Source organism: Streptomyces sp. NPDC051315 (genome assembly GCF_044455165.1).
Classification (GTDB): Bacteria; Actinomycetota; Actinomycetes; order Streptomycetales; family Streptomycetaceae; genus Streptomyces.
The window spans coordinates 1-14702 of sequence record NZ_JBITEN010000040.1 but is presented as its reverse complement, the minus strand read 5'-3'; the positions used below and the strand labels follow the sequence as shown (position 1 = coordinate 14702).

5 protein-coding genes are annotated in these 14702 nt (G+C 71.0%); all 5 read right to left on the bottom strand.

The window, feature by feature from the left end; translation table 11 throughout:
• Window positions 1–166 precede the first annotated feature (166 nt).
• The gene (locus ACIBBD_RS38555) at window positions 167–1444 is read right to left on the bottom strand and encodes a cytochrome P450 (RefSeq protein ID WP_399424657.1); all 1278 of its coding nucleotides are present in this window, start codon (window positions 1442–1444) and stop codon (window positions 167–169) included.
• A gap of 33 nt (window positions 1445–1477) precedes the next feature.
• A complete protein-coding gene (locus tag ACIBBD_RS38550; protein ID WP_399424655.1) occupies window positions 1478–2215 on the bottom strand; it encodes a thioesterase II family protein in 738 nt (245 codons plus the stop codon).
• Between the two features lie 17 nt (window positions 2216–2232).
• Window positions 2233–6027 carry an amino acid adenylation domain-containing protein gene (locus tag ACIBBD_RS38545; RefSeq protein ID WP_399424654.1) on the bottom strand — a complete coding sequence of 1265 codons (3795 nt, stop codon included), beginning with the start codon at window positions 6025–6027 and terminating at the stop codon, window positions 2233–2235.
• A 4-nt stretch (window positions 6028–6031) separates the two neighbouring features.
• On the bottom strand, window positions 6032–13798 hold the full coding sequence (locus ACIBBD_RS38540; protein ID WP_399424653.1) for an amino acid adenylation domain-containing protein: 7767 nt from the start codon (window positions 13796–13798) through the stop codon (window positions 6032–6034).
• 11 nt (window positions 13799–13809) lie between these two features.
• Window positions 13810–14702: phosphopantetheine-binding protein (locus ACIBBD_RS38535; protein ID WP_399424651.1), on the bottom strand; the 893-nt coding region annotated here is incomplete at its 5' end.

Here is a 14702-nt window from a genome sequence, read left to right as displayed (position 1 = left end):
CGGGGGGGGTCGTGACCCCAAACCCTCCCCCCCCCCCCCCACCCGCACCGGCGGCCGGCCCCCGCGGGGGGGGGGGGGGGCCCCCCCCGACGTTGCCGTAGGGGGTAGGTGCGGGTGTCGAACCGGTCGCCCCGCCGGGCGGCAGCCCGGCGGGGCGAAGCGATTCCTACAGGCGCACCGGGAACGAGGTGAGCAGCCGGGCGCCGCCGGGGATGATCTCCCGGTACCGCAACGCGCTGCGCCGCACGGCGAGTTCCAGGCCGTCACGCCGCAGCAGCAGGTGATCGAGGGCCACCTCGCCCTCGAGGTTGGACAGTGCCGCGCCGATGCAGCGGTGCGGCCCCGACCCGAAGGAGAGGTGGCCCTCGCCCGGCTTCGGTACCCGTTCCACGTCGCACTGTTCGGGCCGGGGGAAGTGGCGCGGGTCGAAGTTGGCGGAGTGGAGGGAGCCCGTCAGGGCGTCGCCCTTGCAGATCGGGACCCCGCCGACCTCCATGTCCTGGGTCGCGTACCGCGGACCGGCGTTCGGGATGGAGGGCACCACCCGCATCAGTTCGTCCATGGCGTGGGGCAGCAGGTCGGGCCTCGCGCGCAGCAGGGCCAGCTGATCCGGGTTGTCCTGCAGCAGCAGGATCGCGTTGAGGATGAAGTCGTTCATGGCGTGGTATCCGGCGTTCACCAGATTCACCACCAGGGAGGTGATGTCGGCTTCGCTGAGCCCGACGCCCTCCTTGTCCACCGCGTGCACCAGGGTGGAGATCATGTCGTCCACCGGTTCGGCCCGGCGCCGCTCGATGAGCCCCTTGGTGTACGTGCACAAGCCCTGGAGGCTGGTGGTGAAGTCGGCGTCGGCGTTGGCGTACTCGCCCATCCACTTCCGGATCTGGGGCTGGTCGGCCCGGTCTATCCCGATGAGCTCGCAGATGACCCCACTGGTCAGGGGGGCGGCGTACTCGTGGAGCAGATCACCGGATCCCTTCTGGACCAGCGCGTCGAGCAGCCCCGCGGACATCTCCTCGATCCCGGGCCGCAGCGCCTTGAGACGCCGCATGGTGAACGCCGGCGCGAGCATGCGCCGCAGCCGTGCGTGGTCCTTGCCGTCCTCCAGCGCCAGATTCGCCCCGAAGGATTCGCGCAGCTCGTCCGAGAGGTCGAGGGAGGAGAGCATCAGTTCCGTGATGCTGGGACCTTCATGCCCCGGCACCTTGCCGGCGTCCACGACGAAGCGCGGGTCGCTCAGCACGGACTTGATCTCTTCACTGCGCGTCATCAGCCACACGCGCTGCCCACCGGGATATCCGACGCGTACCAGGGGTGAGCGCTCCCGCAAGCGGGCCAGGGACCCCACGGGATCGTCCTCGAACTCGGGGGCCAGAAGGCTGACGATCGGCTTGTCCGTTTCCCTCACTCCCTGGTCGCGGGAGTGAGGGCGGGACTCCGTCATGCGTCCACTTCCTTTCGTGAGGCGGGCGGTGAGTCAGCGCCCGCCGGCGGTCTGTGCCGCGATCAGTTCGAGGATCTCCGGAGCACTGTCGACCAGATACATGTGGTCGCCCGGGAACTCCGCGTAGCTGAACTCCCCTGTGGTCGCCTTCTGCCACTCCTGCGCCTGGTCAGCTGCCACAAGGCCGTCAGAGCTTCCGCGCAGTGAGCAGATGGGAACCGTCAGCAGTGCGTCGCTGCTCGGAACGTAGTTCTCGTGCATCTCGCAGTCGGCCCGCAGTGTGGGGAGGATCAGTTCGCGCATCTCGGGGTGGTCCAGGGCTTCGTGCCTGAAGCCCGCGAACTCCTCGACCCGGGCGAGGAACTCGTCCTCCGGCAGGCCCGTCGCCCGTCTCTCCCGCTGCGTCCACGGCCCCGGCGAACCGCTGACGACCAGCCGTTCGACGGGGACATGGCGGGTCGTCAGCAGATGGGCGAGCTCGTAGGCGAGCACGGCTCCCAGGCTGTGGCCGAAGAGGACGACCCGATCACTGCCGCCGAGGCCGGTGACGACGTCCTCGACACAGTGCTCGGCCGCCTCGGACACGTTCCGGTGCGGCGTTTCCAGGATGCGGCGCTCCCTGCCGGGGAGTTCGACAGGGACCACGCGGCACCGGCCGCCGGAGAGTGCCCGCCAGGGGTGGAAGAACGAGGGTCCTGCCCCCGCGAACGGCACGCACACCAGCGCGGTCCCGCTCTGGCCCGCGGCGGCCGCTGTGGAAGTTTCCGTCACGTCGAGCACTCCCGTCGTCAGTCCAGCCGGCCGGCGATGACCTGCATGATCTGACCGGCGGGCTTGGGCATGTGCAGGTACTCGTGCGAGGCGTCCACGTCGAATTCCTCGATCGAGCCGAGGACGTGCTGTTTCCAGTGGAAGGCGTACGAGCCCCAGTCCCGGCCCTGTTTCGCGTGGAAGTACAGCATGTCTCCGCCGTAGACCGGGGAGTCGTAGTCCTTCATGAGAACACGGTTGTTGGCGCCCACCTTCCCCATGGTGTCCAGCAGGTGGTCCATGTTCCCGGTGTTCATGAACTCCCCGAGGAACTCCGCGACTTCCTTGCGGAAGGCGTTCTCCTCCCTGCCGGAGAGTTCCTTGAATCCGCTCGACGGCATGGCGTCCAGGACGGCCATGAGGGCGACCTGGTGGCCCTGGCGCTCCAGGGCCTCCGCGAGGGCGTGTGCGATCGGGCCGCCGAAGGACCAGCCGATCAGGTTGTAGGGCCCCTCCGGCTGGGTCTCGAGTATCCGGGCCAGGTAGTCGTCGACCATCTCCTGCACCGACCCCGCCACCGGGTCGGTGCCGTTCCAGCCCCGGGACTGCAGGGCGTAGGCCGCCCGGTCCCGTACGTACGGCGCGAAGGAGAAGAACACCCAGCCGAGGCCGCCGCCGCCGTGCACGAACCACACCGGGGACTTGCCGGTCCCGGGGTCGTCGTGCAGGGGCAGGACGACGGCGTAGGGATCGACGTCCTCGGTGGGGATGCCGCCGGTGAGGACGAGCGCGGCCAGTTCGGCCACGGTGGGGTACCGGACGATGGTCCGCACCGGCATGTCGACCCCGAACTGCTTGCGGATGCGGGCGCTGAGCCGGGTGGCCATGAGGGAGTGTCCGCCGAGCACGAAGAAGTCGTCGTCGATGCCGACCTTCTCCACTCCCAGCAGCTCACCGAAGAGGGCACAGAGCTTCTCCTCGTGGGCGTTGCGCGGCTCCCCGCTGTCCGGGAGGGTCTCGTACTCCGAGGGGAGCGCGTTCCGGTCGAGTTTGCCGGCCGGGGTCAGCGGGAGCTCCGCCAGGGAGACCACGACCGCCGGCGCCATGTAGTCCGGGAGCCTGCCCCGTACGTACTCGGGCAGCTCGGCGGCGTCGAGGTCGGCACCCCGGTCAGGTACCACATACCCCACCAGGCGCTTGTCGCCGTGCTCGTTCTCGCGCACGATGACGGCCGCCTGCGCGACGTCCGGATGCCCGGTCAGCACCTGTTCGATCTCGCTCAACTCGATGCGCTGGCCGCGGAGTTTGACCTGGAAGTCGGTCCGTCCGATGTACTCGACCTGGCCGTCCTTGGTCCACCGTGCCAGGTCCCCGGTGCGGTACATGCGTCCGCCGGGCTCGCCGTGGGGGCAGGCCACGAACCGCTCCGCCGTCAGTTCGGGGTGTCCCAGGTACCCGCGCGCCAGGCACGCACCGGCCAGGTACAACTCGCCGTTGACGCCGGGCGGGACGGGTCGCAGCGCCGCGTCCAGGACGTAGACCTGGCTGTTCCAGATGGGCCTGCCGATGGGCAGCCGGTCCGCGCCCGGCACATACCGGGAACCGGTGACCTCGACCGTCGCCTCGGTGGGACCGTAGAGGTTGTGGACCTCGCAACCGGGCAGCAGCTCGACGACGCTGTTGGCCAGCGCGGGAGGGAAGGCCTCACCGGCGACCTCGATCCACCGCAGACTGCCGCACTGCCGCGCCGCCGGCTCGGCCACGAACGCCTCCAGGAGCGAGGGCACAAAGTCCGCGCCCGTGACCCCCTCCCGCCGGATCAACTCCGCCAGATATCCCGGATCCCGCCGCCCGTCCGGCCGCGCCACCACCACCGCCCCGCCCACCTGCAGCACAGCAAACAACTCCGGCACCGACGCGTCGAACCCGGCCGTGGTGCTCAAAAGCATCCGGTCCTCGGCCGTCACCGCGACATGCGACAACCCCCACCGGATCCGGTTCATGATCGACCGGTGCGACACCAGCACACCCTTGGGCCCACCCGTCGAACCAGACGTGTACATCACATACGCCGCACTGTCCGGCCACAACACCCGCTCGGGATCCGTCACCGGATACTCCGCCGTGTCCGGAAGATCCTCGCCCAGCACCAGCAACGGCCGGGCGCCCTCCGTCATCCGCCGCAGCCGCTCCTCCGGCAGCCCGGTGTCCAACGGCAGATACGCCGCCCCCGCCTTCACCACCGCATAGACCGCCACCATCATGTCCACGGACCGCGGAATCCGCACCGCGACCACCCGCTCGGGCCCCGCACCCCGCTCCAGCAGCCAATGCGCCAGCCGATTGGCCCGCGCATTGAACTCCCCGTACGTCAACGACTCATGCTCACCCACCACCGCCACCCGCTCCGGCGTCCGCGCCACCTGCGCCTCGAACGCCTCCGGCAACGAGACCCACTCCACGGCATGCGCCGTGTCATTGGCCTCCCCCACCAAACGCTCCCGCTCCTCGGCCCCCAGCACATCGACACCACTCACCGCCAACGACGGATCCACCGCCAACTGCTCCAGTACGCGCGTGTACTGGGCGGCGATGGCCTCGGCCGTGTCCCGGTCGAACAGCTGGGTCGCGTACACGAGGTCGCCGCGCACCGCGCCGGCCTCGTCCATGGCCACGCTGAAGAACAGGTCGAACATGGAGGTCGATGCGATGTGCTGCTCGAACTGCGCCGTGAGCCCACGGAACTCGAGTTGCTGCTTCGGGAAGTTCTGCCAGGCGAACACCACCTGGAACAGCGGCAGGTAGGACGTGGAGCGCTCGGGGTTGATGAGCTCGACCAACAACTCGAAGGGTACGTCCTGGTGTTCGTAGGCCGCGAGCGTCTTGTCGCGCACCTGCGCGAGCAGCTCGTCGAATGACGGATCACCTGAGAGGTTCGTCCGGAGCACCTGGGTGTTGACGAAGAAGCCGATGAGGTCGGCGAGCGCCTCGTCGGTCCGTCCGGCGATCGGGTTGCCGATCGTCACGTCCTCCTCGGCGCCGAGCTTGCGCAGCAGTACCGCGAGCGCGGCCTGCATGACCATCGCCATGGTCATCCCGCGTTCGTCGGCCAGCGCCTGCAGACGGGCAGCGACCTGGGGTTCCACGGCGATGTCGACCTTGTCGCCGTGCCGGCTGCGGTCCGCGGGGCGCGGGCGGTCGAGCGGCAGCGTCAGCGGCTGGGGCACCCCGTCCAGCTCCGCGCGCCAGTAGGCGGCCTGCCTCGCGGCGAGGCTGTCCGGGTCCGCCACGTCACCGAGCAACTCGCGCTGCCACAGCGCGTAGTCCTTGTACTGGACGGCCAGCGGTTCCCACTGCGGCGCCCGGCCGTCGAGCCGCGCGGAGTACGCGGCGGTCAGGTCCCGTGCGAGCGGGGCGCCGGAAACGCCGTCAGTGGCGATGTGGTGGATCACCAGGACGAGGAAGTGTTCCTCGGGCGAGCAGCGGAAGAGGCTGACGCGCAATGGGAGCTCGGCCGCCAGGTCGAAGTGGTGCGCGATGACCTCGTCCACCGCGGCGGTCAGGTCCTCGGGGGCCACGTCGACCACCGGCACCGGTACCAACGCCTCGCCCGCCGGGTGGATCCGCTGGTGGGGCTCGTCGTTCTCGTCTGTCACATAGGTGGTACGCAGGATCTCGTGCCGGTTGACGACGTCCCCGATCGCCGCGGTGAGAGCGGCGTGGTCCAGTGGCCCGGTCAGCCGGAACGTCGGGGTGATGTTGTAGGTCTCCGCCCCGCCCTCCAGTTGGTGATTCACCCACATGCGGCGTTGTGCGTACGACAGGGGTATCACTGGGTCACTCCTCTACAGTCATCTTGCGCATACTGGGGCGAACGGGAATGTCCGACTTCTCCGACCACGCGGCGAGCGCGGACACGGTCGGCAGGTCGAAGATCTTGCGAATGGGAATCTCGATCCCCAGCTCGGCGCGAGCGCGGGTGATCAGGCGGGTTGCGAGCAGGGAGTGGCCGCCGAGTACGAAGAACCCGTCGTCGACGCCCACCCGGTGCACGCCGAGAACCTCGGCGAACAGCGCGGCCAGCGCCTTCTCACGGGGGGTGCGGGGCGCCCGGAAGGGCGCGGTGGGAGTGAAGTCCGGGACGGGCAGGGCGCCGTGGTCGAGCTTGCCGTTGGGCGACAGGGGCAGCCGGTCGAGCGCCACGCAGGCCGCGGGGACCATGTAGTCGGGCACCCGCTCCGCCAGGTGATCCCGGAGTTCGGCCAGGTCCGGAGCGGTCTCGTCCCGGGCGGGCACGAGGTACGCGGCAAGGTATCGGGCGCCGCCGCTCTCCCGGGCCACGACGGCGGCCTGGGCGACGCGGGGGTGGTCCGTCAGGGCGGCTTCCACCTCGCCGGGTTCGACGCGGTATCCGCGGATCTTGACCTGGGTGTCGATACGGCCGTGGTGGTGCAGCTCGCCGTCGCGCGAGAGGCTCGCCAGGTCACCGGTGCGGTACATGCGCGAGCCGGGCGGACCGTAGGGATCGGCGACGAAGCGGTCGGCGGTCATCGCGGCCCGCCCCTGATAGCCCCGCCCGGCTCCGGCGAGGTACAGCTCGCCCGGTGTCCCCGGGGGCAGCAGAGCCAGGTCGGGCCCGAGGATGTAGGCCCGCACGCCCGGGAAGGGCCTGCCGATGGGCACATCGGTGGCGTAGGACTGCTCCGGGCGCAGCAGGTGCGCGGTCGCGTAGAAGGTCTCGCTGGGGCCGTAGCTGTTGATGACGCGGGCGTCCGGCCAGAGCGTGCGCACCCGCTCGGCGAGCGCGGGGGTGAGCACCTCGCCGGAGATGTTCAGCGCGGTCGGCCGGATTCGGCCGGCGAGCTGATCGACGAGTTCCGCGAAGGCCGACGGCACCGAGCAGACGACGTCGACGTCCCAGGTGTCCCGGTCGGCGAGCTCCAGCACGTCGCGCACGATCTCGGCGCTGCCTCCGGTGGTGAGCGCGGCGAACAGCTCGAAGGTGGCGACGTCGAAGCCGAACGAGGCGGCGAGCAGGACGCGCTGACCGGTGGTCATCCCGGCGTGCGCGACGAGGGTGGCGACGGCGTTGACGACGGTGACGTGCGTGATGCCCACGCCTTTGGGCACTCCGGTGGAACCGGAGGTGTAGACGACGAAGGCGAGGTTCTCGGGGCCGGCGACCGGCCGGGCGGCGGACTCCCCCGCGGCCGCGGCACTCGGCGTGGTGGGGCGCAGGTCCAGGTCGTCGAGGACGAGGACCGGGATGTCCGTGGCGGGCACGAGGTCGTGGGTGGTGCGGTCCACGAGCACGAGGTGGGGCCGGGCGCCGGGGAGGATGTGCGGAAGGCGGCTGCGGGCGAAGGACGGGTCCACCGGCAGATAGGCGCCGCCCGCCTTGAGCACGCCGAGGAGGGCCACGACCATGGTGGTGCGGGGCAGCACCACGCTCACCACGGTCTCGGGCGCCACTCCGCGGGCGGCCAGCTCGGTCGCGAGCCGTTCCGCCCGGGCGTCCAGCTCCGCGTACGTGAGGGACTCGTCACCGGCGACGACGGCGACCGCGTCCGGGGTCCGTGCGACGTGTGCCCCGACGAGGCCGGTCAGCGTGGCGTCCGTGGTCGGGGCGGTCCGTTCGCCGCACGCGGCCAGCATCCACGCGCGCTCGGCCGGCTCCAGGACGTCGAGCTGCGCGACCTTGAGGTCCAGTCCCCGCGCCAGCTGCCGAAGGATCCGGACGAGCTGGGCGGCCAGCCGCTCCCCCATGTCGCGGTCGATGACCCCCGGCGTGTACTGGAGGACGAGTTCGAGGTGTGATCCGATTGCCGCGGCCAGGCACAGCGGGTAGTTGTTGCCCGCGAACGGCCGGAAGCCGGTGATGGTGACGCCGTCCGCGGCCTCGCTCGCGGCGGTGAGCCCCTCGCGGTCGACGGGGTAGGACTCGAAGACCACCAGCGTGTCGAAGAGGGACTGGAGGCCGGTGGCCTGCTGGATCTCGGCCAGCCCATGGTGGTGGTACTCCGCGAGGACGGCCTGCCTGCGCTGCAACCGGGTCAGAACCTCCGCCACGGTGTCGCCGGGTGCGTAACCGACGCGCACCGGAACGGTGTTGAGGAACAGCCCGACCATCGACTCGACGTCCGCCACCGCAGGCGGACGCCCGGAGACCGTGGCACCGAAGACGACGTCCCGGCGGCCGGTGAGCCGGCCGAGCAGCAGCGCCCAGGCCCCCTGGACCAGGCTGTTGACGGTGACGCCCGCCTCGGCGGCGCACCGCTTTAGGTTCCGGGCCTCGTCGGCCGACAGCGTGATGTCGACCTGTTCCCGGCCGCTGCCGGTCACACCGGTCGCTTCGGGAGCGATCAGGGTGGGCCCCTCGAGTCCCTCCAGCTCAACCGCCCACACGCGGGCGGCCTCGCCCCGGTCCTGCCGGGTGAGCCAGCCGAGGAACCGGCTGTAGTCGCCGGCCGGCGGCAGCTCCGACGGGGCCCCGTCGGAGGCGTAGAGCAGCAGCAGGTCCCGGATCAGCAGGGGGGTGGACCAGCCGTCGAACAGCATGTGGTGGGCGGTCAGCACGAGTTCGGCGTGCTCGGCGTCGAAGTCGGCCAGGGCGAGCCGGAAGAGCGGGGGGACGCTCGGGTCGAAGTGGTCGGCCCGGTCCCGCACGAGGAAGCGCTCGAACGTCTCCGTACGTTCCGCCTCGTCGGCCGCACTCAGGTCGAGATACTGCCATGGCAGGGTCACCGTCTCCGGCACCACCTGCACGACGTCTCCGTCGGCCCGGTTGACGAACGCCGCCCGGAGGCCGGGATGACGGTCCAGCAGTGCCTGGCCCGCCCGGCGTATCCGCTCCGGGTCGACCCGTCTGGAGAGCCGGAACACCATCTGGATGTGGTACGGGTCGTAGGAGGACCCGGCCATCCTGGAGTGGAACAGGATCCCGGACTGCGCCGGGGTCATCGGCCACACGTGGGACAGCTTGCCGAGGGACGTCTCCCAGGTGTCGATCTCCTCCTGTCGCACGGACACCAGCGGGGCGTCGCCGGGGGTCAGTCCGCCGGCGTCGGAGGTCGTGAGGTGACGGGCCAGTGCGGTCAGTGCCCGCACCCACAGCTCGGCCAGCTCGCTCACCTGGTCGCGGTCGAGCACACCGGTCGGGAACCCGAAGCGGGCGGTTAGCTCGTCACCGTCGGGGGTGGCGAGCGCCACCGCGTTGATCTCCAGTGCCGACAGGACGGGCATGTCCCGGTCCGGTGCGGCGATCAGCTCCGGGTCCGTGGTATCGGCGGCCCAGCCCCGGCTGCGGAGTTCTGTGGGCAGGTCGGCGCGGGAGCTCTTGCCGAGGTAGTTGAAACCGATCTGCGGTTCCCGCTGTCCCGCCAGTCGCGGGGCGGTGTCGGGATTGAGGTGGCGCAGCAGGCCGTAGCCGAGTCCGTGGTCCGGCACGGCGCGCAGCTGCTCCTTGACGGCCTTGACCGCTCGGCCGGCCGCCGGGCCGCCGGCGAACGCGTCCGCGACGTCAATGCCGGCCAGGTCCAGCCGCATCGGGAACATCGCGGTGAACCATCCGGCCGTGCTCGACAGGTCCGCGCCGGGCACCACGTGCTCCTCGCGTCCGTGCCCCTCCAGACGGACCAGCGACGAGGTGCCCGGCACTCCCCGCTCCTGACGCCACCGGGTCAGGGCCAGGGCCAGCGCGGCCAGCAGTCCGTCGTCGACACCGCCGCGGAACACCCGGGGCAGTTCGGTCAGCACGGTCTGCGTCACCTCGGCCGGCACCCGGACGCGCACGGTGTCCACCGTGGCGGCGACATCGCGCGCCCGGTCGAGTTCCCGTGTGCCGAGCACCGGTTCGTCCGCGCGCAGGATCTCCTGCCACACTGGTAGTTCCGCCACCCGCTCGGGGACGGCCGCCTGCTCGGCCAGGGCGTGCGCCCAGCGGCGGAACGAGGTGCCGGCCACTGCGGCCGCCGGTGGACGCCCGTCGCGGATCCGCCGCCACGCGTCCACCAGCTCCGGGACGAGGATCCGCCAGGACACTCCGTCGACGACCAGGTGGTGCAGCACGAGCAACAGGCGGCCCCCGTCCGTGCCGGAGGTGAACCACACGCCCTGCACCATGACACCGGCGTCCGGATCCAGCCGGCCTGCGGCGGCGTCCAGCTCGGCCCGTACATCGGCGCCCTCGTGGGGCAGTTCCCGTACCAGTGCGTCGGCGCCGAGGCTGCCGGCTGGTGCGATCCGCAGCCCTGGGCGCTCCCGGTCGAGGCGGGCACGCAGTACGTCGTGCCGGTCAAGGACGGTCTGCAGGGTCGCGACGAGATCCGCCCGGTTGATGTCTGCGGGCAGGGACAGTAGGGCGGACATGCAGAACCGTCCGATGCCGCCGCCCAGCGACAGGACATGCGCCGCGGTCGGCGGGAGCGGGGCCCAGCCGACGCCGCCGCCGGGCAGCTCGTCCAGCGTCACGCGTGCGCCGTCGTCCCGTCCTTCGACCAGTTCCGCCAGCCGCGCGACCGTACGGTGCTCGAAGATCTCCCGCGTGCTGATGGTGATCCCGCGGTTCCTGGCCCGGGCGACGACCTGGATGGAGCGGATGCTGTCGCCGCCGACGGCGAAGAACTCGTCGTCGATGCCCACCTGCCGCACGTCAAGCACATCTGCGTACACCTCTGCCAGGATCCGCTCCACGTCGCTGCGCGGCGCCCGGTAGTGCGCCGCGGAGAACTCCGGCTCCGGCAGGGCCTGCCGGTCCAGTTTCCCGTTCGCCGTCAGCGGCAGTTCGTCGAGCACCATCAGGTGGGCGGGCACCATGTACTCCGGCAGCCGCTTCATGGCGAACCGCCGCAGTTCCGGCACCGAGACGGTGTGGTTGATGTCGGCGTCACCGGCCGTCTGCGTGACGTAGCCGACGAGGCGTGCGCCGTCGGTGCGGTCCTCGCGGACGGTGACGACGGCGCGGCCCACCGCGGGGTGCCGGGCGAGCACCGCCTCGATCTCGGTCGGCTCGACCCGGATGCCGTTCACCTTGATCTGGTGGTCGGCGCGTCCCGCGTACGTCAGGCGGCCGTCGGCGTCCCACCGGGCCAGGTCACCGGTGCGGTACATCCGGGTGCCGGGCGGGCCGAAGGGGCAGGCGACGAAGCGCTCCGCGGTGGCGGCGCCGTCGCGGTGGTAGCCGCGGGCTGTGTGGCCGGCCACGTACAGCTCACCGACCACCCCCGCCGGGACCGGTGCCAGCTCCGGGCCCAGCACATGGGCGCGCATATTGGCCAGCGGGTCACCGATCGGCACCGCTCCGGTCTCGTGCCAGGGCCGCGGCACCGTGAACGTGGACGCGTAGAAGCTCTCGGTCTGCCCGTAGGCGTTCATGACACGGGTGCCGGGGAGGACTTCGTGCACCCTGCGCACCAGGTCGCAGGAGAGCGTCTCCCCCGCGAACACCACGGTGTCCACGTCGATGCCGGGGCCGTCGGTGCCGTCGTCGGCGATCCGGTCGAGGAGTGCTGAGAACACGGCGGGAACGGCGCTGACGGTGGTGCCCGACCAGCTGTCGCGTTCGGTGAGTTCGAGGACGTCCCGGACGATCTCGATGCTCGCCCCGGAGGTCAGCGCGGTGAACATCTCGAACACGGAGACGTCGAAGTTGACCGAGGTCGCGGCGAGCATCCGGGAGCCCGCCCCGACCTGTGTGCGCCGCCGCAGGTCCTGTACGCCGTTGACCACACCGGCGTGGGTGATGGCGACGCCCTTGGGCGTTCCGGTGGAGCCGGAGGTGAACATCACGTAGGCGAGATGGTCCGGTCCGGTGCCCACCGCGGACACCTCGGCGACGGGGCCGTCGAGGTCGAGATCGAGGTCGTCGAGGTGCAGGACCGGGTGCCTCACCCCGGCCACGATCCCCGCCGTCCCGCGGTCGGTGAGGACCAGCGCGGGATCGGCCGCGCCGAGGAGGAGATCGACGCGTGCGGACGGGTGGGCGGGGTCGATCGGGAGGTAGGCGCCGCCGGCCTTGAGCACGGCCAGGAGCGCGACGGCCAGCTCCGCCGTGCGCGGCAGGGCCACGGCCACCAGGGTGTCCGGTCCGATCCCGTGGTCGCGCAGGATCGCGGCGAGCCGGCCCGCGCGGATGTCCAGCTCTCCGTACGACAGCCGGGTGCGGCCCGACACCACGGCGGTCGCCCCCGGCGTGCGCTCGGCCTGGGCGGCCACCAGCTCCGGCACCGTCGCCGGGCGCACCGGCGTGGCCGTGTCGTTGAGCCGTGTCAGCCGGTCCCGTTCGGCGGCACTGAGGATGTCGACCTTGCCGATCCGTGTCCTCGGATCGGCGGCGACCTGCCGCAGCACGGTCCCGAAGCGGTCGACGAACTCTTCGGCCGTGGCGTGGTCGAAGAGGTCGGTCGCGTATTCGAGGCGCAGGTAGGCGTGCCCGGACGGGTCCGGGACGATGTTGAAGAACAGGTCGAACTTCGCGGTCCTGGTGCCCAGCGGCACGGGGGTGACGCGCAGCCCCGGCACCTCGGGACGCGACCACCCGAACTGCCAGGCCAGCATCACCTGGAACAGCGGCTGGTAGGCGGTGCTGCGGTCGGGGTTGAGCAGTTCGACCAGGTGCTCGAAGGGGATGTCCTGGTTGTCGTAGGCGCCCATGGCGCGGTCCCGGACCTGTTCCAGCAGACCGCTGAACGTCGGGTTGTGGGACAGGCCGACGCGCAGTACCCAGGTGTTGGCGAAGAACCCGACCAGTTCCTCGAGTTGCTCGTCGGCGCGTCCCTCGATGGGGCTGCCGATGGTCACGTCGTTGCCGGCGCCGAGATGGTGCAGCAGCACGGCGAGTGCGGCCTGGGCGACCATGGGTGCCGTCGCGCCGTGGTCGGCGGCCAGCTTGCCGATTGCCGCGACGAGCTCCGGTTCGAGTTCGACGTCGACATGGCCTCCGCGGCGGCTGGCCGACGTGGGCCGCGGCCGGTCGAGAGGCAGCTGCACGGGCTGCGGAGCTCCGGCCAACTGTTCACGCCAGTAGGCGAGTTGTTCCGCGACGACGCTGTCCGGGTCGGTCTCCTCGCCCAGCATCTGCCGCTGCCACAGCGTGTAGTCCTTGTACTGCACCGGCAGCGGCTCCCAGGCGGGTGCGCTCCCCTGCCGTCGAGCGGCGAACGCCGCCAGCAGGTCGCGCAGGAACGGCGCCATCGACGCGCCGTCCGCGGCGATGTGGTGGAAGACGAACACCACCACGTGCTCGTGCGGGGCGGTCCGCAGCACGGTCGCCCGCAGGGGAAGCTCCGCGCCCAGGTCGAATGCCGCGTCGACGGCGTCGTCCATAGCGGCGTCGAGCGCGTCCGCGCCCACGTCGACGACCGGGAGGGGGAAGCGGGCCTCTTCCGGCGGCAGGATGTGCTGTTCGGGCGTTCCGTCGGTGTTTTCCAGGATCAGGGTGCGCAGGCTCTCGTGCCGGGTCGCGACGTCGTGCACCGCCGCGGCCAGCGCCGCGGTGTCCAGCTGCCCCTCGAGGCGCAGTACGAACGGGATGTTGTAGGTGGCGGACGGGCCTTCCAGACGGTGGAGGAACCACAGCCGGCGCTGGGCGAAGGACAACGGGATCATCGACGCTTCTCCTAAACGGTCATCTGCCGCACCCGGGGGCGGGTCGACGGGGCCAGCTCGGCCAGTCGGCCCGCCAACTCGGCGACGGTCGGGTGGCGGAAGATCGTCGTGACCTTCACGTCGACGTCGAACTCGTTGCGGATCCGGCCGACCAGCCGGGTGGCCAGCAGGGAATGCCCACCGTGGGCGAAGAAGTCGATGTCGATACCGACCTGCTCCACCCCGAGCAGCTCGGCGAACATCCGGCAGAGGACTTCTTCGTCGTGGTCACGCGGTCCGCGTCCGGCCGCCGCGGACGTCCGATCGGGGTCGGGGAGAGCTGCCCGGTCGAGTTTTCCGCTGGCCGTGGTGGGGAGTTCGGCGATCGGCACGATCGCCGAAGGGATCATGTACTCCGGCAGGCTCTCCCCGAGCAGTTCCGTCAGGGCCGCGACGTCGAGCCCGTCGGGGCCCGCCTCGCCGCCGGGCACGGCATAGACCACCAGGCGCTTGTCGCCGTGCTCGTTCTCGCGCACGATGACGGCCGCGTGCGCGACGTCCGGATGCCCGGTCAGCACCTGTTCGATCTCGCTCAACTCGATGCGCTGGCCGCGGAGTTTGACCTGGAAGTCGATCCGCCCGATGTACTCGACCTGGCCGTCCTCGGTCCACCGTGCCAGGTCTCCGGTGCGGTACATCCGTGTCCCGGGAGGACCGTAGGGGCAGGCCACGAACCGGTCCGCCGTCAGCGGGGTCCGCCCGAGGTAGCCCCGGGCGAGTCCCGTTCCCGCAAGATACAGCTCACCGGCGACGCCGGGGGCGACGGGGCACAGCGCCGCGTCCAGGACGTAGACCTGGCTGTTCCAGATGGGCCTGCCGATGGGCAGCCGGTCCGCGCCCGGCACATACCGGGAACCGGTGACCT

Bases quoted from the DNA above. Each gene is read 5' to 3' on its own strand.
- ACIBBD_RS38540 (WP_399424653.1), bottom strand. From the start codon at position 13,798: ATGATCCCGTTGTCCTTCGCCCAGCGCCGGCTGTGGTTCCTCCACCGT.
- ACIBBD_RS38555 (WP_399424657.1), bottom strand. From the start codon at position 1,444: ATGACGGAGTCCCGCCCTCACTCCCGCGACCAGGGAGTGAGGGAAACG.